The sequence below is a fragment of the Actinacidiphila polyblastidii genome, assembly GCF_036353415.1.
Taxonomy (GTDB): domain Bacteria; phylum Actinomycetota; class Actinomycetes; order Streptomycetales; family Streptomycetaceae; genus Actinacidiphila; species Actinacidiphila polyblastidii.
In genome coordinates this window covers 85,073-104,891 of the sequence record NZ_JAZEWV010000004.1, presented here as the reverse complement: position 1 = coordinate 104,891, position 19,819 = coordinate 85,073, and the positions used below count along the sequence as shown (strand labels likewise).

Genomic DNA, 19,819 nt, shown 5'->3' with positions numbered 1-19,819 from the left:
GGTCAACCCGCGTCGGCGGTGCCCGGGCGCAGCTCCGCGAGCATCACCGCGCGCAGCCGCAGCGTGCCGGCGAGCCGCTGGAACGCCTCGCTCCAGTAGGCGCGTGCGCCCGGCGCACCGTCACGCGGATCGTCCCCGGCCGGGGTCAGCACGGCTATCTGCTCGGCGGCCGCCGGGTCGAGACAGCGCTCGGCCAGGCCCATCACCCCGCTGAAGCTCCACGGGTAACTGCCCGCGTCCCGCGCGATGTCCAGCGCGTCCACCACCGCGCGGCCGAGCGGCGCCGCCCACGGAACCGCGCACACGCCGAGCATCTGGAAGGCGTCCGCCAGGCCGTGCGTGGCGACGAACTCCGCCACCCACGCCGCACGCTCCGCCGCCGGGAGGATCGACAGCAGTTTCGCCGGGTCCCCGATCGCGGCGACCGGCGCGGACGGCCTCGGCGGCGGCCCCAGCAGCGCCCGCGCCCACGCGGCGTCCCGCTGCCGCACCGCCGCCCGGCACCAGGCCGCGTGCAGGTCCGGCTGCCAGTCGTCCAGCACCGGCAGAGCGACGATCTCCTGCGGGGTGCGGCCGCCGAACCGACCCGGCCAGCTCGCCAGTGGTGCCGCCTCCACCAACTGGCCCAGCCACCAGGCCCGTTCGCCCCGGCCGCTGGGCGGTTTCCTGGCCACCCCGTCCCGCTCCATCGCGGCGTCGCACTCGTACGGCGCCTCCACGATGACGCCCTCGGCGCCCAGCGACACGCAACTGCGGGCCCGCGCCGCCATCCGCCCGGCCAGCGCCGACTCCGGCAATGCCGACAGCAACTCGGCCGCCGTCGCCCGCACATTGCGGCTGCGGTCGGCCAGCGCCTGCTCCAGGAACTCCTCGTCCGCCGCCGACAGACCGGTGCGCAGCGCGTCCACGAACAGCAGCCGGTCCTCGGCGCGCTCGGCGCGCCATGACGAGCCCAGCAGCGCCAGGCCGCGCGCGGGATCGGCGAGCCGAATCCGGGTGAGCAGCGCGACCCGCTCGGCGAAGAGCCCCTCCTCCCACAGCCGCGCGTCCTCCTCCGCGCCGCCGTCCGAGGCCGGCGCCGCGCCCTGCCCGGCGCGCAGCGCGAACCGCCAGTCCGGGTTCAGCGCGGCCAGCCACAGCCCGCGCGGTCCCGCCAGGGTCAGCGCGTCAGCCCGCAGATCGGTACGGGATCTGGCCGCGTCCAGCAGCGCGGGCAGCGCGGCGGCCGGCGCCGCGTAACCCTCGCGCCGGGCGGCGGCCAGCCACTGAGGCAGCAGTTCGGCGAGATTCGGCGTCGAGCCGCGGCCCGCGCGGTCGGTCAGCAGCATCTCCAGACGTCGCCTGGCGGCCTCGGGCAGCCGCGGCCGGCGGTCCTCGGGCGCCGCGGCCGGCCGCTCACCCGCCACCGCCGCCCGCACGCCGGCCCTGCGCCGCACCGCACCGCCGGCCGCCGCGTCCAGCAGGCCGCCGGCGGCCTCCTCGGCGTCCCCCACCACGCCGGCCGGCCGCCGCCGCTCCGTCCCCAGCAGGGCGGTCCCCACCAGGTCGTCCCAGGTCACGCTCATCCCCGCACTCCCTCCGTTCCCGTTCCCATTCCGGGTCCCTCCCTTCATCGCGCCTTCGCGCGCGCCTCCTGCCTTCCGCCTCGGGAGACCGCCAACCGGGCCGCCCCCCAAGGGGCGGTGGCGTCCCGCGGGCCGGTTCGCGGCCGTGGGGGCCCCTCCCGGGCGAAGCCCGGGGGGAGCGGCTCCCCGCGCGCCTGACGGAACGGCCTCGCGCCGCACCGGGGCCGCTGCACCTCAGCCGCCACCCCCGGCCGCCCCCGGCGGGCGGCCTCGCGCACGGCGCCGCGACCCGCGGGGGTCACGGCAGCGCGACCGGTGCGGCCTCGCCCGCGGGCCAGGCGGCGAGCGGCTTCGCGCCGGTGGGGGTCAGCTCGGCGAAGACGGTGAGCGGGTGGCCGCCGGAGAGGGCGGCCAGCCGCCAGTGGGGGGCGCTGCCCGCGAGGGGCAGTGCGTCGTCGCCGTCGGCGTCGGCCAGCTGCCAGCGGGTGGCCGAGGGTATGGGGACGACGCCGGAGAGGATCACCGGCCACTCGTCGAGCCAGGGATCGTCGGCCAGGGCGGTCCCGTAGGAGTCGAGCGCGGCGGCGACCCCGACCCCCGGCGGGGCGCCGGGTGACAGCAGACCGGTGCCGTACTGCGGGCCGAGCGCCGCGCGCAGCGGCAACGCCGAGGGGTAGTAGCCCAGTTCGGCATCGAGCACCGCCCCCACCGGCAGCACCAGGTCGGGTGCGCGCCCGGCCGGCCCGAAGGAGAGCAGCAGCGCGAAGCGTCCGGTCTCGTCGTCGTGGAGCCAGATACGCCGGGTGGTGAGCCGGTCGTCCGCCGTGTCGTACTGGGCGAGCACCAGCCACCGCCCGCGCACCAGCGGGCCCGCCAGCACCTCAGCGGTCTCCACGGTGAAACCGATCCTGGTGCGGACCGTGCCGGCCAGCGGCTTCGGCAGCCCCTCGCGGCCGAGATAGCCGCGGGCCAGCAGATGCAGGAGCCCGGTCTCCTCCAGCATGCGCGACGGCCAGTCGCCCCCCGTCCCGGCCAGCGCCCCCAACTCCCGCACCCGCGAGGCCAGACCCGGCGCCTGCGCGTCCACCATGCGGGCGGCGATCTCGTCCCAGGGCTGGTAGCCGGCCCGGTCCGCGCCGGCCAGACCGCCGCGCAGCAGATCCGTCAGCCGCTGCTCCAGCTCGACCGCGCCACCCTCGACGCGGACCGCGCGCCGCTCGGCGCGTCGCCGGGCCGCCTCCCGGGCGGGCGTCTCCTGCGCCGGCCCGGCCCCCTCACCGGCCCCTTCGCCACCGGCCGCGGCGGCCGCAGCCGGCGGCGCGCCGGCGTCCTCCGCCTTCTTGCGCCGCGCCGCCGTCCACTGCTCCACCCAGTCGGGCGCGGCGCCGGCCCCGACCGGCCCGTCCGCCCCCTCGGCCCACAGCATCAGCAGGGCCAGTGCGTGCTTGCACGGGAATTTGCGGCTCGGACAGGTGCAGCGGAACGCCGGGCCGTTCACGTCCACGGCCGTCTGGTACGGCTTGCTCCCGCTGCCCTTGCACAGCCCCCACAGCGCCGAGCCCGCGGCCCCCGTGCCGGACCACGGCGCGGACGTGGCGAGCCGCGCGCCCGCTTTTCGTGATGCGTCGTCAGGCGCGAGCGCGAGCACCTGATCGACCGTCCACCGTGCCTCGGTCTCCATGCGCAAAACCGTAGAACCCCCCTCTGACAATCGCTTTGACCTGCGCGAATCGCTGTCGGTGACCGATTGTCAGTGGTCGGGTGCATCGTGGGAACCAGCAACGGGAAGCCCGGACCGAAGAGGTCCGGACGTGCGAGTGGGGGAGAGTCATGTCCGAAACGACGCGCGCCGCCGACGGCGCCGCGACCAGCACCGGAGCCGGCGCGCGGACGAGCACCGGGCCGGTTGCGGCGACGGGTGCGGGGCCGGGCGACGAGCAGGCGCTGCGGCCCCACGCCGAGGAGGCCTTCGCGGGAGAGCTGGCCGCGCTCGCCGCCGCGGACGACCGCCCGCGCCCGGCCCGGTGGAACCTGTCCCCGTGGGCGGTGGCCCTCTACCTGCTGGGCGGCGCGCTGCCGGACGGCACGGTGATCACACCGAAGTACGTGGGTCCGCGGCGCATCGTCGAGGTCGCCGTCACCACGCTGGCCACCGACCGGGCGCTGCTGCTGCTCGGCGTGCCGGGCACCGCCAAGACGTGGGTGTCCGAGCACCTGGCCGCCGCGATCAGCGGTGACTCCACGCTGCTCGTGCAGGGCACCGCGGGCACCCCGGAGGAGGCCATCCGCTACGGGTGGAACTACGCGCAGCTGCTCACCCACGGGCCCAGCCGGGCCGCGCTGGTGCACAGCCCGGTCATGCGGGCGATGGCCGAGGGGCGGATCGCGCGGGTCGAGGAGCTGACCCGCATCCCGGCGGACGTGCAGGACACCCTGATCACGATCCTGTCCGAGAAGACGCTGCCGATACCGGAGTTGGGCAGCGAGACGCAGGCCGTCCGCGGCTTCAACCTGATCGCCACCGCCAACGACCGGGACCGCGGGGTCAACGAGCTGTCGAGCGCGCTGCGCCGCAGGTTCAACACGGTGGTGCTGCCGCTGCCGGCCTCCGCCCAGGACGAGGTGGACATCGTGTCCCGCCGCGTCGAGCAGCTCGGGCGCGGCCTCGACCTGCCGGCCGCGCCGCGCGGCGCCGACGAGATCCGACGGGTCGTCACCGTCTTCCGCGAGCTGCGCGGCGGTGTCACCGAGGACGGCCGCACCAAGCTCAAGTCGCCCTCGGGCACGCTCTCCACGGCCGAGGCGATCTCCGTGGTCACCAACGGCCTCGCACTGGCCGCGCACTTCGGCGACGGCGTGCTGCGCGCCGGGGACGTGGCCGCCGGCATCCTCGGCGCGGTGGTCAGGGACCCGGCCGCCGACCGGCTGATCTGGCAGGAGTACCTGGAGACGGTCGTCAGGGAGCGCGAGGGGTGGAAGGACTTCTACCGCGCCTGCCGGGAGGTGTCCGCATGACCGCCCGGACCACGGACCTCCGCGAGGCGGCGGGTCCCCCGCCCGCCGCGCGGGGCGGACCGGACGAGGACCTGGTGCTGCTCGGCGTGCGGCACCACGGCCCCGGTTCGGCCCGCGCGGTCCGCGCCGCCCTCGACGCGTACCGGCCGCAGGCGGTGCTCATCGAGGGGCCGCCGGAGGCGGACGCGCTGACCGCGCTGGCCGCGGACCCCGCGATGCGCCCGCCGGTCGCGCTGCTCGCCCACGTCGTGGACGACCCCTCGCGTGCGGCCTTCTGGCCGTTCGCGGAGTTCTCCCCGGAGTGGGTGGCGATCCGGTGGGCGGCCAAGGCGGGCGCCGAGCTCCGCTTCATCGACCTGCCGGCCGCCCACACGCTCGCCCTGCGCGCCGCCGGCTCCGCCGAGGGCGTCGAACCCGCCGGGCCCACCGGGCCGCCCGATCCCGCCGCGCCCGGTGAGCCCGCCGCGCTCGCGCCGCCGGATGCCCCGGCGGCCGCCGCGCAGCTGCGGATCGACCCGCTGGCCGTGCTCGCCGAGACCGCCGGGTACGACGACCCGGAGCGGTGGTGGGAGGACGCCGTGGAGCACCGCGCGGGGGAGGACGACGCGCTCGCGCCGTTCGCCGCGCTGGCCGAGGCGATGGGGGCGATCCGCGAGACGTACGGCGACGGCGGCCACGACCAGGACGCGGTGCGGGAGGCCCACATGCGGCTGCGGATCAGGGAGGCCCGCCGCGCGTACGACCGCACCGCCGTGGTCTGCGGCGCCTGGCACGTGCCCGCGCTGGCCGCGCGAACCACCGCGGCCGCGGACAGGGCCCGGCTCAAGGGCCTGCCCAAGGCCAAGGTGGAGACGACGTGGGTGCCCTGGACGCACCGCAGGCTGTCGCGCGCCAGCGGTTACGGCGCGGGGATCGACTCCCCCGGCTGGTACCGGCACCTGTTCACCGCGCAGGACCGGCCGGTGACCCGGTGGATGACGAAGGTCGCCGGGCTGCTGCGCGAGGAGGACCTCCCGGTGTCCTCCGCGCACGTCATCGAGGCGGTGCGGCTGGCCGACACGCTGGCGGCGATGCGCGGCCGCCCGCTGGCCGGCCTCGGCGAGACCACCGACGCGATCAGAGCGGTGATGTGCGACGGCTCCGACGTGCCGCTCGCACTGATCCACGACCGGCTCGTCGTCGGCGACGTGCTCGGCGAGGTCCCGCCGGACGCGCCCGCGGTGCCGCTCGCCCGCGACCTCGCCCGCGAGCAGCGCTCGCTGCGGCTGAAGCCCGAGGCGCTGGAGCGCGAGCTCGAACTCGACCTGCGCAAGGACATCGACGCCGGCCGCAGCCGCCTGCTGCACCGGCTGCGGCTGCTGCACATCGAGTGGGGCGAGCCGGTGGCGAGCCGCGGCGGCAAGGGCACCTTCCGCGAGACCTGGCGGCTGCGCTGGGAGCCGGAGGCCGCGATCCGGGTCGCCGAGGCGGGGATCTGGGGCACCACCGTGCGGGCCGCGGCGAGCGCCAAGGCGCAGGACGCCGCCCTGCGCGCCGGGACGCTCGCCGAGGTCACGGCGGTCGCCGAGTGGTGCCTGCAGGCCGGGCTCTCCGACGCGCTGCCCATGGTGATGCGGATGCTCGCCGACCGCGCCGCCCTGGACGCGGACGTCGCCCATCTGGCGGCGGCGCTGCCCGCGCTGGTCCGCGCGGTGCGCTACGGAGACGTGCGCGGTACGGACTCCGCCGCGCTCGGCGAGGTGGCGGCAGGGCTCGCCGAGCGGATCTGCGTCGGCTTCCCGTCGGCCTGCGTGGGGCTGGACGCCGACGCGGCGCGGCAGATGCGCACCCACCTGGACGAGGTCCACCGCGCGCTCGGCCTGCTCCCCGACCGCCCACCCGCCGCCGCCGGCGCGGAAGGCGGCAGCCCGGAAGGAGGCGGTGCGGAGAGCGGCGGCGCGGGTGCGGGCGAGCTGCGCGAGCGGTGGGCCGCGGTGCTGCGGGCGATCGCGGACCGCGACGGCGCGATACCCGGCCTGCTGCGCGGCGCGGCCGCCCGGCTGCTGGTGGACGAGGGGCGGCTGCCCGCCGCGCAGGCCGCGCGGCTCATGGGCCTCGCGCTGTCGACCGGCGCCGGACCCGTCGAGGGGGCCGGCTGGATCGAGGGCTTCCTCGCCGGCGGCGGCATGCTGCTGGTGCACGACGAGCGGCTGCTCGCGCTGGTCGACGGATGGCTGGCGGGCGTGCCCGCGGAGGCGTTCACGGACGTGCTGCCGCTGCTGCGGCGGACGTTCGCGGAGTTCGAGTCCGGAGCGCGCCGGAGCCTCGGCGAGCTGGTGCGCCGCGGACCGTCGGGCGCCGGCCGCGCCCCGGCGGCCTCCGGCGAGAGCGGCCCGCCCGGCTTCGGCGCCGGCCTCGACCAGGCCCGCGCGGACGCGGCGGCCCAGACCGTACGGCTGCTGCTCGGCGCCATGACCGGCGCCGACCTGGCCGAACGGCCCGGCGGATGAACGGCCCGGCGGATGAGTGGGCGGCGGACCGGCCGCCGCGGCGGCGGAGCAGGGAAGAACGCGACGAGGGGGACGGACGGATGACCGGCACTCAGGACACGGCGGCCGCTGACGAGCGGCTGCGCCGCTGGCGGCTGGTGCTCGGCGGCGGACCGGCCGACGGCACCGGCCACACCCTGGACGGGGCCGACGAGGCGATGGACCGCACGCTCGCCGCCCTGTACGGCAGCGGGTCGGGCGCGGGCGGGGCGAGCGGGCGCGGCCAGGAGCGTGCCGCGGGGCTCGGCGGCTCCGCCCCGCAGGTCGCCCGCTGGCTCGGCGACATCCGCACGTACTTCCCCAGCTCCGTGGTCCAGGTGATGCAGCGCGACGCCATCGACCGGCTCGGCCTGTCCACGCTGCTGCTGGAGCCGGAGATGCTGGAGGCCGTCGAGGCGGACGTCCATCTCGTCGGCACGCTGCTCTCGCTGAACAAGGCCATGCCCGAGACCACCAAGGAGACCGCCCGTGCGGTGGTCCGCAAGGTCGTCGAGGACCTGGAGAAGCGCCTCGCGAGCCGGACCCGGGCCACCCTCGGCGGCGCCCTCGACCGCTCCGCGAAGGTCCGCCGCCCCCGGCACGCCGACATCGACTGGGACCGCACCATCCGCGCCAACCTCAGGCACTACCTGCCCGAGCACGGCACGATCGTCCCCGAGCGGCTGGTCGGCCACGGCCGCGCGGACCGGGCGGTGAAGAAGGACGTCGTGCTGTGCATCGACCAGTCCGGCTCGATGGCCGCCTCGGTGGTCTACGCCTCGGTCTTCGGCGCCGTCCTGGCCTCGATGCGCTCCATCGACACCCGTCTCGTGGTCTTCGACACCGCCGTGGTGGACCTCACCGAGCAGTTGGACGACCCGGTGGACGTGCTGTTCGGCACCCAGCTGGGCGGCGGCACCGACATCAACCGCGCGCTGGCGTACTGCCAGGGCCTGATCACCCGCCCGGCCGACACCGTCGTCGTCCTGATCAGCGACCTGTACGAGGGCGGCATCCGCGACGAGATGCTCAAACGGGTGGCCGCGATGAAGGCCGCGGGGGTGCAGTTCGTGGCGCTGCTCGCGCTCAGCGACGAGGGCGCGCCCGCGTACGACCGGAGCCACGCGGCGGCGCTGGCCGCTCTCGGCGCACCCGCCTTCGCCTGCACGCCCGACCTCTTCCCCGAGGTGATGGCCGCCGCGATCGAAAAGCGTCCCCTCCCGATACCAGAGGCGTGACCGGGTGATCTGTGACCGTTCTCACCGCGCACATGTGATCCGCGATTTAGGCCGCCGCCGCCCACGGCGATAACCTGCAAGACGGACATGCCGCGTACTCGGTCACCGTGTGCGCTTCCCTTGTGACAGTGCAGTCGCCCTGCCCGTAGCGGCACGCCCAGCCGATCAGGCGGCGCTGCACATCCCCCGATGGCGGCAGCAGCCTGCGAACTGCTGGATTCCAGAGCAGCCCGGGAAGCACCGGGCAGGCCCTGCGAGTGCAGCCGAGCTGACAAGCCTGACAAGCCCAGGGAAAAGGGAGACGGACGCGCGTGGACCTGTTCGAGTACCAGGCGAGGGACCTCTTCGCCAAGCACGGTGTACCGGTGCTGGCCGGTGAAGTCATCGACACGCCTGAGGCGGCGCGCGAGGTGACCGAGCGACTCGGCGGCCGTGCGGTCGTCAAGGCGCAGGTCAAGGTGGGTGGCCGCGGTAAGGCGGGCGGCGTGAAGCTGGCCGCGGACCCGGCCGACGCGGTCGCCAAGGCCGACGCGATTCTGGGCATGGACATCAAGGGCCACACGGTCCACAAGGTGATGCTCGCCGAGACCGCGGACATCCAGGAGGAGTACTACGTCTCCTTCCTGCTCGACCGGACCAACCGCACCTTCCTCGCCATGGCGTCCGTCGAGGGCGGCGTGGAGATCGAGGTCGTCGCCGAGGAGAACCCCGACGCCCTCGCCAAGGTCCCGGTCGACGCCCTGGAGGGCGTGACGCCGGAGAAGGCCGCCGAGATCGTGGCCGCCGCGAAGTTCCCGGCCGACATCGCCGACCAGGTCGCCGACGTGCTGCAGAAGCTGTGGGTCGTCTTCGTCAAGGAAGACGCCCTGCTGGTCGAGGTCAACCCGCTGGTCAAGACCGGTGAGGGCAGGATCGTCGCGCTCGACGGCAAGGTCTCGCTGGACGAGAACGCCGCCTTCCGCCAGGCGGACCACGCGGCGCTCGAGGACAAGGCCGCGGCCAACCCGCTGGAGGCCGCAGCCAAGGCCAAGGGCCTGAACTACGTCAAGCTCGACGGCCAGGTCGGCATCATCGGCAACGGCGCGGGCCTGGTCATGTCCACCCTGGACGTCGTCGCGTACGCCGGTGAGGCGCACGGCGGCGTCAAGCCCGCCAACTTCCTCGACATCGGCGGCGGCGCCTCCGCCGAGGTGATGGCGAACGGCCTGGAGATCATCCTCGGCGACCCGGACGTCAAGTCCGTGTTCGTCAACGTCTTCGGCGGCATCACCGCCTGCGACGAGGTCGCCAACGGCATCGTGCAGGCGCTGGCGCTGCTCGCCTCGAAGGGCGAAGAGGTCACCAAGCCCCTGGTCGTCCGCCTGGACGGCAACAACGCGGAGCTGGGTCGCAAGATCCTGTCCGACGCGAACCACCCGCTGGTGCAGCGCGTGGACACCATGGACGGCGCGGCCGACAAGGCCGCCGAGCTGGCCGCGAAGTAAGGAAGAGGACTCAAGAACACCATGGCTATCTTCCTGACCAAGGACAGCAAGGTCATCGTCCAGGGCATGACCGGCGCCACCGGCATGAAGCACACCGCCCTCATGCTCGGTGACGGTACCGCCATCGTCGGCGGCGTCAACCCGCGCAAGGCCGGCACCACCGTCACCTTCGAGCAGGGCGACGTGCCGGTCTTCGGCACCGTCAAGGAGGCCATGGAGGCCACCGGCGCGGACGTGACGGTCATCTTCGTCCCGGAGAAGTTCACCAAGGACGCGGTCGTCGAGGCCATCGAGGCCGAGATCCCGCTCGCCGTGGTGATCACCGAGGGCGTCGCGGTGCACGACACCGCCGCGTTCTGGGCGCTCGCCCAGGCCAAGGGCAACAAGACCCGGATCATCGGCCCGAACTGCCCCGGCCTGATCACCCCCGGCCAGTCCAACGCGGGCATCATCCCCGGCGACATCACCAAGCCCGGCCGCATCGGCCTGGTGTCGAAGTCCGGCACGCTGACGTACCAGATGATGTACGAGCTGCGCGACATCGGCTTCTCGTCGGCCGTCGGCATCGGCGGTGACCCGATCATCGGCACCACGCACATCGACGCGCTCGCCGCGTTCGAGGCCGACCCCGACACCGACCTGATCGTGATGATCGGCGAGATCGGCGGAGACGCCGAGGAGCGGGCCGCGGCGTTCATCGAGAAGAACGTGACGAAGCCGGTCGTCGGCTACGTCGCGGGCTTCACCGCCCCCGAGGGCAAGACGATGGGTCACGCCGGCGCCATCGTCTCCGGCTCCTCCGGCACCGCACAGGCCAAGAAGGAGGCCCTGGAGGCCGCGGGCGTCAAGGTCGGCAAGACGCCGTCCGAGACCGCGCGCCTCGCGCGGGCGATCCTGGCGGGCTGACGCTCCGTCACGGCAGCAGGTCGCGGGCCGGTTCCCCGAACGGGGGCCGGCCCGCGGCGTCTCCGGAGGCGCCGCCGGACCGCGTTCCCGGCCCTGCGCCCGGCCCCGCGTCCGGCCCCGAGGCGTGCGCGCCGGTGCCGGGGCCGACCAGCACGACGACGAGCGTGAGCACCGCGATCAGGCCGGTCAGCGCGTAGGCGCCGACGGTACGGCGCCGGACGCCGCGCTCGCTCGCGTCCCGCACCCGCTTCGGCTCCTGCGGCAGCTCGGCCGCCTCGCCCCCGGCGTCCAGCAGCGCGCCCAGCGCCATCGCCACCCCGGGCAGCCCCGGCAGCCCCGGTACCGCGGCGGCCAGCTCCTCCCGTCCCCGCACGATCCGCCCGGCCATCGCCCCGGTCGACGCCTCGCTCTCCACCGCTGCCGCGGCCAGGTCAAGACCCACCCCGTCGAACAGCAGCACCGCCCGCCGCCGCGCCGGGTCCAGCCCCCGCAGCGCCGCGGCAACCGCGGCGAGCACCTCCCCGGACAGCTCCACGCCGACCTGCTCCGCACCGGCCGACACTTCCTCGGACCGCTCCGCCTCGGACCGCTCCGCCTCGGACCGCTCCGCCGGGGCCGGCTGCTGCCGGGGGCCGGAGCCCCGGTGGGGGAGCCACCGCTGCCACGGCGCGAGGGCGTACTCGTGTGCCGCCGCGCGGACCCAGCCGGCGGGGTCGGTGTCGCGGGCCACGTCGGGCCACTGCTGCCAGGCGAGGTCGAAGGCGTGCGCCACGGCGCGGTGGGCGGCCGCGGGGTCGCCGGTCAGGACGGTGGTCTGCCGCAGCAGGGCGGCCGCCGTGCGGACGTAGAGCGCGTCGAAGGCGTCCTCGGCGGTCCATCGCGGCGGCGCCGGCGCGGCGGGGACCTCGCGGGCCTCGGCGGCCTCGGGGGTCCCGGGGGCTCCGGACGGATGGGGGGTGGCCGGCGCGTCGGGGGTGACCGGGACCGTCGGTGCGGCGGTCGCCTCGGTCGCCGCGCCGGTGGTCGCCTCGGGGGCGGCCGGGCGGTCGGTGCGGGGGAGGACGTGCTCCGGCGCCGCCGGGGCGGCGGCGGGAGTGCCGGCGGGGCGGGCGGCCCGGCCAGGCGGCCGGGCGGTGGACGTCTCGGCCGCGGGGGCGGCACGCTGCGCCTTCCGCGGCCGGCTGTCCCGCTTCGCCGCGGCGTGTCTCTTCCGCCCGCTCACCGTGGTGCTCCCGCGGCAGAGCCGATCTGTTTGTCTGATGGTCGGAAAAAAAGACACATAGTGATCACCATGGGCGACACGTCGACCATCCGCCTGTTCCCTGGGCGAAACGGGTGTTGTTGGCACCATGGGGCGGCGTGACGCACATCAGCGAACCCCGACCCGCCGCCGGGGCGGCGGCGACCCTGAGGGAGCCGCACCCGCGGTGGGCCTCCGTCCGCGTGTCCGCCCTGGTCGCGGGCGCGTCCGCGGCCGGACTCGGCCTGGGCGTGCCGGCCACCGTGGTGCTGCTCCTGTGGATCGGCTCCCCGTATCCGGACAACGGCATCGACGGCGCCCTGCACCTCGGCGCCGGCCTCTGGCTGCTCGCCCAGGGCGCGGGGCTCGTCCGCGCCCACACGTTCTCCGGCGTGCCCGCCCCGGTCGCGCTGGCGCCGCTGCTGCTGAGCGCGGTCGCCGCCTGGCTGGTCCACCGCGGCACCGCGTCCGCCGTCGCCTCCGCGGTCCCGGCGGCCGACCGCTCGCGTGACCGCCGCGACCCGCGCCCGCCGCATGATCCGGACTCCCCGCGCGACCCGCGCGCGGCCCTGACCGTCGCCGGCTGGGTGCTGACCGGCTACCTCTCCGTCGGCGCCCTGGCGGTCGCCTACGCGGCCCACGGCCCGCTGCGCGTCGCGCCGCTGAGCGTGGTCCACGTCCCGCTGTTCGCCGCGGCCGCGGCGCTCTGCGGCGCCTGGACCGGGTGCGGACGGCCGCCGCTCGTCCGGCTGCTGCGGGCGCTGCGGCTGCCGCGGCAGTACGGCGAGGAGGCCACCGCCTGCCTGCGCGCCGCGGGCATCGGCGGCGGCGTCCTGCTCGGCGGCGGCGCGCTGCTCGCGGCGGCCTCGCTGGCCTGGCACGCCGACCGCTCCGGGCAGGCGTACGCGCAGCTCAGCGGGGAGTACGAGGGCCGGATCGCGGTCTTCCTCGTCGCCGTCGCACTGCTGCCCAACATGGCCGTGTGGGCTGCCTGCTACGGACTCGGCGTCGGATTCAGCGTCGGGGCGGGCAGCGCGGTGGCGCCTTACGGGGTGCACGGGCTGCCGCTGCTGCCGGCGTTCCCGCTGCTCGCCGCGCTGCCCTCCGGCGCGTCGTGGGAGGGCTGGTCGGCGCTCGCGCTGCCGGTGGCGGCGGGCGGCGCGGTGGCCTGGGTGCTGGGGAACGGCGGCTGGTCGCTGTGGCGCACGCTGCGCGCGGTCTGCGGGGCGGCGCTGTGCCTGGGCGCCGGATGCGCGGTCGCCTCGGCGTGGGCGGGCGGCGCGCTCGGCCGCGGGGTGATGGCGGACGTCGGCCCCACCTGGTGGCTGGCCGGCGTCGCCGCGCTGTGCTGGACGGTGGTCGTCGCCGTGCCCGGCGCGATGCTGCTGCGCTGGCACATCGCCCACCCGTCGTACGACTGGCGCCTGCCGTCGCCCACGTGGCGTCCGAGCCTGCCCGCGCCGCGCGCCGCCCTGGCCTGGCTCCCGCGGCTGCCGGCCCTCCGCGCCGCCCGCGCCGCCCGCACGGCAGAGGCAGAGGCACAGGCACACGTCACCGAGGCCGTGCCGGCCGGACCCGCGGTGATCACGCCGCCGCGGACCGAACCGCCGGAGTCAGAACCGCCGCCCTCGTCCGAACCGACCTCGTCCGAATCGTCCGGGCCCGAGACGCCCGAGGCCGCTCGCCCGGGGGCGACGCCCGGCTGGCGCTCCCGCCTGGTCCTGGCCGGCCTGCTGCCCGACCGCCCGTCCGACGGCGCGGAAGCCGGGGCCGGGGCGGACGCCGAGGCCGACACGGAGCCGGACCTCGTACCGCCGCCGCCCGATCCGCTGCCGTGGCCGATGGCGCCGCCGCTGCCCGTCTTCCCGCCGCCGCTGCCGCAGCCGCCGCTGCCGCCGCCTCCGGGCACGGCCCCGCAGCCGCCGGGGACCGGAGCCGCCGAGGGCGGCGAGCCGCCGCCCGCGCCCTAGTCGCGGAAGGCCGGCAGGTCGCGCAGCGGCTTCGGCAGCAGCTTGGTGCAGGCGTGGGACGCGGGCGAGGTGAGCGCGTCGGACTTGCAGGTGTAGTAGTCGCGATAGGCCAACTGGAAGCCGTAGGTCGCCCCGACGATCGCCAGGGTGAGCGCGCTGGTCACGATTCCCGTCCACGCCGCGGTCATGAACGACCGCTGCGACTCCGGGCCCGGCGCGGGCGGCGCGGGGCGCGGCGTCTGCGCCGCGTCGGCAAGCGCGGAGGCGGCCGAGGCGCGCGCGGTGGCGCGCTGCTCCGGGGTCATGCGCAGCGCGCTGATCCCCCAGTAGAGGGCCAGCGCGCCGAGGAGCAGCCCGACCGCGGTCCAGCCGAAGAGCGAGAAGATCAGGCCCCAGCCGCCGCAGACCAGGGCGTAGCGCGAGCGGCGCTGCGCCGGGTCGGTGGGGTCGAAGCGCGGTGCGTTGCCCTGGGGGCCGTTCGGCTGCTGGGGGCGCTGGAACGGGTCGGGCCGCCCGGACTGCGGCTGCCTGCTGCTCCACTGGCTGCCCCACGCGGGTGGCTGCGAGGGCGGCGTGCCCTCGTCGTCCCCCGAGGAGCCGGAGCCACCCGAGCCCGAGCCCGAGCCCGAGCCCGACCCCGAGTCCTGCCCCGACCCGGAACCGGTGCCCGGCTCCTGCTCCGAGTGCTGCGACTGCGGTGCCCTGGGCTGCCACGGCCGGTCCGGCGTGCCTTCCGCGGGCGGCGCGAACGGGTTGTCCCGCTGATCGCCCTCGGGCGCACGCAGCATGAGTTCAATGCGGCCGCTGCTCATGATGTGATGCGCCATCCCTCTGGGCTCGACTCCTGTCGCGTACGTGTTCTCCTGGCGAACGCTACCGCCCGCGCGCGCCCCCGTCCCGCGGGGGCCGTTCCGAGTGCCGGTATCGTTGCTGACGGTCGGCGGCCTCGTAGGGTTCCCCGGAATCCGGGCGGCCCCCGGCTCGTAGGAACATCCAACCCCGCGGCGCGGCCGGCACTCCGCGTTCCGCGCAGCCCCGAGAGAGGCCCACCCCGTGGCCCGCACCCCCGCCCGCCTCGTCGTCCTCGTCTCCGGTTCCGGTACGAACCTTCAGGCGCTGCTCGACGCCATCGACACCGACCCCGCGTACGGCGCCAGGATCGTCGCGGTCGGCGCCGACCGCGACGGGATCGCCGGCCTGGAGCGCGCGGCGCGCGCCGGCCTGCCGACCTTCGTCGTGCGGGTCAAGGACCACCAGGACCGCGCGGCGTGGGACCTGGCGCTGGCGGAGGCGACCGCCGCGCACGAGCCGGACCTGGTGGTCTCGGCCGGGTTCATGAAGATCGTCGGCAAGGAGTTCCTGGCCCGCTTCGGCGGCCGGTTCATCAACACCCACCCGGCGCTGCTGCCGAGCTTCCCCGGCGCGCACGGCGTGCGGGACGCACTCGCGTACGGCGTGAAGGTCACCGGGTGCACCGTCCACTTCGTCGACGACGGCGTCGACAGCGGGCCGGTGATCGCGCAGGGCGTGGTCGAGGTCCGGCAGGACGACACGCAGGACGCGCTGCACGAGCGCATCAAGGACGTCGAGCGGCGCCTGCTCGTCGACGTCGTAGGGCGGCTGTCGCGCGACGGCTACCGCATCGAAGGACGAAAGGTACGGATTCCGGCATGAGCGCCGACGTCACCCCCGGCAGCACCACGCAAACCCCCGAGGCCAAGCGGCCGCTGCGGCGTGCCCTGATCAGCGTGTACGACAAGACCGGCCTGGAGGAGCTGGCCCGCGGCCTGCACGCGGCCGGCGTCGAGCTGGTGTCGACCGGCTCCACCGCCGGGCGGATCGCCGCCGCGGGCGTCCCGGTGAGCAAGGTCGAGGAGCTGACCGGTTTCCCCGAGTGCCTGGACGGCCGGGTCAAGACGCTGCACCCGCGGGTGCACGCCGGCATCCTCGCCGACCTGCGGCTGGAGGACCACCGCCGGCAGCTGGAGGAGCTGGAGATCAGCCCGTTCGAGCTGGTGGTGGTGAACCTGTACCCCTTCCGCGAGACCGTCGCCTCGGGCGCGAGCGCCGACGAGTGCGTCGAGCAGATCGACATCGGCGGCCCCTCGATGGTCCGCGCGGCCGCCAAGAACCACCCGTCGGTCGCGGTCGTCACCAGCCCGGCGCGCTACGCCGACGTGCTCGCCGCGGCGCAGGACGGCGGCTTCGACCTCGCCACCCGCAAGCGGCTGGCCGCCGAGGCGTTCCAGCACACCGCCGCGTACGACGTGGCCGTCGCCTCCTGGTTCGTCGCGGGCTACGCCGAGGCGGACGAGTTCCCGGCGTTCACCGGCGCGACCTACACCCGGCAGAACACGCTGCGCTACGGCGAGAACCCGCACCAGGGCGCGGCGCTCTACACCGACGGCTCCGGTACCGGCCTGGCGGGCGCCGAGCAGCTGCACGGCAAGGAGATGTCGTACAACAACTACGTGGACACCGAGGCCGCCCGCCGGGCCGCCCACGACCACGAAGAGACCTGCGTGGCGATCATCAAGCACGCCAACCCCTGCGGCATCGCGGTCGGCGCCGACGTCGCCGAGGCGCACCGCAAGGCGCACGCGTGCGACCCGCTGTCGGCGTTCGGCGGCGTCATCGCGGTGAACCGTCCGGTGTCGGTGGCGATGGCCGAGCAGGTCGCGGAGATCTTCACCGAGGTGATCGTCGCCCCCGGGTACGAGGACGGCGCCGTGGAGGTGCTGGCCCGCAAGAAGAACATCCGGGTGCTGCGCTGCCCGGACGCCCCGGCCGCGGTCGTCGAGCAGCGCCCGATCGAGGGCGGCCTGCTCGTCCAGGCGAAGGACCGGTTGCAGGCCGACGGCGACGACCCGGCCGGCTGGACGCTCGCCACCGGCGAGGCGCTGCCCGCGGCGGAGCTGGCCGAGCTGGCGTTCGCGTGGCGGGCCTGCCGCGCGGTGAAGTCCAACGCGATCCTGCTGGCCAAGGACGGCGCGACGGTCGGCGTCGGCATGGGCCAGGTCAACCGGGTGGACTCGGCGAAGCTCGCGGTGGCGCGGGCCGGCGCGGAGCGGGCGGCCGGGTCGTACGCGGCGTCCGACGCGTTCTTCCCGTTCCCCGACGGCTTCGAGGTGCTCGCTGAGGCGGGCGTGCGCGCGGTGGCCCAGCCGGGCGGCTCGGTGCGCGACGAGCTGGTGGTCGAGGCGGCGAAGAAGGCCGGCGTGACGATGTACTTCACGGGGACGCGGCACTTCTTCCACTGAGTTCCGGTGGGCCGGCGGGCGGTGGGCCGGCGGGCCTTCCGGCTGGGCGTCGGGGATCGTCCCGGCGTCCGGCCGGCGGTCCGGGGGCGACTCCTCGACCCTGCGGCACGCACGTCCGCCCGCTGCCCTGGCCGGCGGTCGCCTGGTCTGCGGGGACGCCCCTCCCCACCCCCTCCTGCCGGTGCTCCCGTGCGGCCGGTCGCCCGAGACCACTCAGTGCGGGTCCCTGATCACCACCGTGTGGGTCATCTTGTCGGCGAAGGTCTGCTTCCGCGCGTCCCACAGCGGCCACAGGTATCCGAGGTAGCAGGGCAGCGCGTCGAGTACGTGCAGCAGGCGACGGCCCAACGCGAGGCCGAAGCCGAGCGTCGAGCCGTCGTACGCGCGCAGCAGCCGGATGCCCACGATCCGCTTGCCCGGCGTCTGGCCGGTCGCCCCCTCGCGGTGGACGAGGAACATGAACGCCGCGAGCGACAGAATGCCGCCGATCGCGATCAGCGTGAGCGAGCCGCCCGAGGTCTTCGGCGTCGGGCAGGCGTCCCGGGGGATGTGCGCGTCGTCGCAGTCGTTCCAGCGGTCGGCGATCTTGATGGAGATCTGCACATAGCCCGCGGTCGCCAGCCCGGAGGGCACCAGCATCACCGTCAGCCAGTCGAGCAGCAGCGCCCCGAACCGCGCACCCCAGCTGGCCGGCGGCGGCATCCCCGGCACCTGGCCGCCGGGCGGCGGATAGCCGCCGTACTGCTGCGGATAGCCGTACGGAGCGCCGTACGGGGTCTGCGGGCCGCCGTACTGCTGCGGGTAGCCGTACGGCTGCCCGTATCCGCCCTGAGGCGGGACGCCCGGGTGGCCGCCGGGCTGCGGCGCCGGCTGCCCGTAGGGACCGGCCTGCGGGTACGGGGGCTGCTGTGGGGAACCGTACGGCTGCTGCGGCGGCCCGCCGTAGGGGTTGCCGGGGCCGGGAGGTTGACTCACGTGCGGTCCTTCGGGCGGGGACGGACGAATCGGGGGACGCGGCACATCGTGCGGCCGGGGCGGGGCGGTGCGCAAGGGACAAAGTTGCCCACCGGCCGGGTGAGTGCCGGGGTGATTGGTCGGCGGCCGGGGCGATCCGCGAGGATGGGGGTATGACCGCCCAGATTCTCGACGGCAAGGCCACGTCCGCCGCGATCAAGTCAGAGCTGACCACCCGCGTCCAGGCGCTGAAGGCGCGCGGGATCACCCCCGGCCTCGGCACGCTGCTGGTCGGCGACGACCCGGGCAGCAAGTGGTACGTGGCGGGCAAGCACCGCGACTGCGCGGAGGTCGGCATCGCCTCCATCCAGCGCGAGCTGCCCGCCACCGCCACGCAGGAGGAGATCGAGGCGGTCGTACGCGAACTCAACGAGGACCCGGCGTGCACCGGTTACATCGTGCAGCTCCCGCTGCCCAAGGGCATCGACACCAACCGCGTGCTGGAGCTGATGGACCCGGACAAGGACGCGGACGGCCTGCACCCGACCAGCCTGGGGCGGCTGGTGCTCGGCGTGCCGGGGCCGCTGCCCTGCACCCCCAACGGCATCGTGCAGCTGCTGCGCCGGCACGGCGTGGAGATCAACGGGGCGCACGTGGTGGTGGTCGGGCGCGGCATCACCGTCGGCCGGTCGATCGGCCTGCTGCTCACCCGCAAGTCCGAGAACGCGACGGTGACGCTGTGCCACACCGGCACCCGTGACCTGTCCGCGCAGCTGCGGCAGGCGGACATCGTCGTGGCCGCCGCGGGCGTGCCGCACATCGTCAAGCCCGAGGACGTCAAGCCGGGCGCCGCGGTGCTCGACGTGGGCGTCAGCCGCGACGAGAACGGCAAGATCGTCGGGGACGTGCACCCCGGGGTGGCCGAGGTGGCCGGCTGGCTGTCCCCGAACCCCGGCGGCGTCGGTCCGATGACGCGGGCACTGCTGCTGTGGAACGTGGTCGAGGCGGCGGAACGTGTCGTCTGACGGGACGCCGGCGCCCGAGCCGGCCTGGCGGCACTCGGCGCCGCGCGAGCCGGGCGGCCGCCCGGCGGTCACCCGCGGCACCGCCCGCCCGGAGGGCGGCGGCCGTGCGGCGGGCGGCGACGCGCCGGCGCCGGCCCGGCAGTGGCCGATCCTGGCGGTCATCGCCGGTGTGGTGATCGGCCTGATCACCACCGCGACCGGCGCGTTCCGCCCCGGCACCCTCGTGGTCGGGACCGCGCTGCTGCTCGGCGCGGGCCTGCGCTGGGGGCTCACCAACGTCGGCATGCTCGCGGTGCGCAGCCGCTTCACCGACGTCATCACCTACGCCGTGCTCGGCCTCGGCATCATCCTGCTGGCACTCATGGCGCAGCCCGACCCGCTGATCCGCATCCCGTTCCTCGAGGACATCATCCACTTCTCGGTCCGCTGACCCCCGCCGGAGGCCGGGCGCCGCCCCGTCCGTCGAGGGGCGGGCCGGGCTGCGCGGCCGGCCACGGCGGCGGTACGTCGTCACCGGCCCGGTGGGGCTGTCGCGGTGGCCGGCGGACCACCGGCCGGTGGCGGGTCGCCCCGGACCGAGTTGGCGGAAATCACCCCGCCGGATGGACGCGTGTTCTAGCGTGGCCCTGAGTATCCGGGTGATCACGAGGGGTGC

At 75.7% G+C, this 19,819-nt stretch carries 15 protein-coding genes; 10 read left to right on the top strand and 5 right to left on the bottom strand.

Going from position 1 to position 19,819, the window contains the following annotated elements; translation table 11 throughout:
- Positions 1–2: 2 nt before the first annotated feature.
- Together V2S66_RS07245 and V2S66_RS07240 are read right to left on the bottom strand one after the other, a co-directional pair.
- Complete coding sequence (locus V2S66_RS07245; protein WP_413966322.1) at positions 3–1,565, bottom strand: DUF5691 domain-containing protein; 1,563 nt, start codon at positions 1,563–1,565, stop codon at positions 3–5.
- A gap of 298 nt (positions 1,566–1,863) precedes the next feature.
- Positions 1,864–3,246 carry an SWIM zinc finger family protein gene (locus V2S66_RS07240; protein WP_330793684.1) on the bottom strand — a complete coding sequence of 461 codons (1,383 nt, stop codon included), beginning with the start codon at positions 3,244–3,246 and terminating at the stop codon, positions 1,864–1,866.
- A gap of 149 nt (positions 3,247–3,395) precedes the next feature.
- Between V2S66_RS07240 and V2S66_RS07235 the strand changes: the two genes are divergently transcribed.
- The 5 genes from V2S66_RS07235 (at position 3,396) to sucD (ending at position 10,715) form a co-directional block, all read left to right on the top strand.
- Positions 3,396–4,580 (top strand): ATP-binding protein, encoded by a 1,185-nt coding sequence (locus tag V2S66_RS07235; RefSeq protein WP_330793683.1) that lies wholly within the window; start codon positions 3,396–3,398, stop codon positions 4,578–4,580.
- Positions 4,577–7,069: a DUF5682 family protein gene (locus V2S66_RS07230; protein ID WP_330793682.1), complete on the top strand. Its 2,493-nt coding sequence runs from the start codon at positions 4,577–4,579 to the stop codon at positions 7,067–7,069. Before V2S66_RS07235 ends, V2S66_RS07230 begins: the two co-directional genes overlap by 4 nt.
- An 80-nt stretch (positions 7,070–7,149) precedes the next feature.
- Positions 7,150–8,325 carry a VWA domain-containing protein gene (locus tag V2S66_RS07225; RefSeq protein ID WP_330793681.1) on the top strand — a complete coding sequence of 392 codons (1,176 nt, stop codon included), beginning with the start codon at positions 7,150–7,152 and terminating at the stop codon, positions 8,323–8,325.
- Positions 8,326–8,636: 311 nt separating this feature from the next.
- On the top strand, positions 8,637–9,809 hold the full coding sequence (sucC, locus tag V2S66_RS07220; RefSeq protein WP_330793680.1) for an ADP-forming succinate--CoA ligase subunit beta: 1,173 nt from the start codon (positions 8,637–8,639) through the stop codon (positions 9,807–9,809).
- Positions 9,810–9,830: 21 nt separating this feature from the next.
- Entirely contained in the window at positions 9,831–10,715 is an 885-nt protein-coding gene (gene sucD / locus V2S66_RS07215; protein WP_330793679.1) for a succinate--CoA ligase subunit alpha, read from the top strand.
- Positions 10,716–10,722: 7 nt separating this feature from the next.
- On the opposite strand, the gene V2S66_RS07210 is transcribed toward sucD, so the two are convergent.
- Entirely contained in the window at positions 10,723–11,937 is a 1,215-nt protein-coding gene (locus V2S66_RS07210; RefSeq protein WP_330793678.1) for a SigE family RNA polymerase sigma factor, read from the bottom strand.
- A 137-nt stretch (positions 11,938–12,074) separates the two neighbouring features.
- Between V2S66_RS07210 and V2S66_RS07205 the strand changes: the two genes are divergently transcribed.
- A complete protein-coding gene (locus tag V2S66_RS07205; protein ID WP_330793677.1) occupies positions 12,075–13,925 on the top strand; it encodes a cell division protein PerM in 1,851 nt (616 codons plus the stop codon).
- Here the strand turns inward: V2S66_RS07205 and V2S66_RS07200 are convergent.
- A complete protein-coding gene (locus V2S66_RS07200) occupies positions 13,922–14,752 on the bottom strand; it encodes a hypothetical protein (protein ID WP_330793676.1) in 831 nt (276 codons plus the stop codon). The two genes, V2S66_RS07205 and V2S66_RS07200, sit on opposite strands and share 4 nt — an antisense overlap.
- A 226-nt stretch (positions 14,753–14,978) precedes the next feature.
- Between V2S66_RS07200 and purN the strand changes: the two genes are divergently transcribed.
- Both purN and purH read left to right on the top strand, forming a co-directional pair.
- Positions 14,979–15,599, top strand: a complete 621-nt coding sequence (purN, locus tag V2S66_RS07195; protein WP_330793675.1) for a phosphoribosylglycinamide formyltransferase — start codon at positions 14,979–14,981, stop codon at positions 15,597–15,599.
- The gene (purH, locus tag V2S66_RS07190; protein WP_330793674.1) at positions 15,596–17,185 is read left to right on the top strand and encodes a bifunctional phosphoribosylaminoimidazolecarboxamide formyltransferase/IMP cyclohydrolase; all 1,590 of its coding nucleotides are present in this window, start codon (positions 15,596–15,598) and stop codon (positions 17,183–17,185) included. The genes purN and purH overlap by 4 nt, the downstream gene beginning before the upstream one ends.
- 213 nt (positions 17,186–17,398) lie before the next feature.
- Here the strand turns inward: purH and V2S66_RS07185 are convergent, their stop codons facing one another.
- Positions 17,399–18,160 carry an RDD family protein gene (locus V2S66_RS07185; RefSeq protein WP_330793673.1) on the bottom strand — a complete coding sequence of 254 codons (762 nt, stop codon included), beginning with the start codon at positions 18,158–18,160 and terminating at the stop codon, positions 17,399–17,401.
- A gap of 152 nt (positions 18,161–18,312) precedes the next feature.
- On the opposite strand from V2S66_RS07185, the gene V2S66_RS07180 reads away from it, so the two are divergent.
- Both V2S66_RS07180 and V2S66_RS07175 read left to right on the top strand, forming a co-directional pair.
- A complete protein-coding gene (locus V2S66_RS07180) occupies positions 18,313–19,164 on the top strand; it encodes a bifunctional methylenetetrahydrofolate dehydrogenase/methenyltetrahydrofolate cyclohydrolase (RefSeq protein WP_330793672.1) in 852 nt (283 codons plus the stop codon).
- A complete protein-coding gene (locus V2S66_RS07175; RefSeq protein WP_330793671.1) occupies positions 19,154–19,594 on the top strand; it encodes a DUF3017 domain-containing protein in 441 nt (146 codons plus the stop codon). Before V2S66_RS07180 ends, V2S66_RS07175 begins: the two co-directional genes overlap by 11 nt.
- The last annotated feature ends 225 nt before the right edge of the window (positions 19,595–19,819 follow it).

What these genes read in the sequence shown, in the direction of transcription:
- V2S66_RS07245 (WP_413966322.1), bottom strand. Translation starts at nt 1,565, where the DNA reads ATGAGCGTGACCTGGGACGACCTGGTGGGGACCGCCCTGCTGGGGACG.
- V2S66_RS07240 (WP_330793684.1), bottom strand. Translation starts at nt 3,246, where the DNA reads ATGGAGACCGAGGCACGGTGGACGGTCGATCAGGTGCTCGCGCTCGCG.
- V2S66_RS07235 (WP_330793683.1), top strand. Translation starts at nt 3,396, where the DNA reads ATGTCCGAAACGACGCGCGCCGCCGACGGCGCCGCGACCAGCACCGGA.
- V2S66_RS07230 (WP_330793682.1), top strand. Translation starts at nt 4,577, where the DNA reads ATGACCGCCCGGACCACGGACCTCCGCGAGGCGGCGGGTCCCCCGCCC.
- V2S66_RS07225 (WP_330793681.1), top strand. Translation starts at nt 7,150, where the DNA reads ATGACCGGCACTCAGGACACGGCGGCCGCTGACGAGCGGCTGCGCCGC.
- sucD (WP_330793679.1), top strand. Translation starts at nt 9,831, where the DNA reads ATGGCTATCTTCCTGACCAAGGACAGCAAGGTCATCGTCCAGGGCATG.
- V2S66_RS07200 (WP_330793676.1), bottom strand. Translation starts at nt 14,752, where the DNA reads ATGGCGCATCACATCATGAGCAGCGGCCGCATTGAACTCATGCTGCGT.
- purH (WP_330793674.1), top strand. Translation starts at nt 15,596, where the DNA reads ATGAGCGCCGACGTCACCCCCGGCAGCACCACGCAAACCCCCGAGGCC.
- V2S66_RS07180 (WP_330793672.1), top strand. Translation starts at nt 18,313, where the DNA reads ATGACCGCCCAGATTCTCGACGGCAAGGCCACGTCCGCCGCGATCAAG.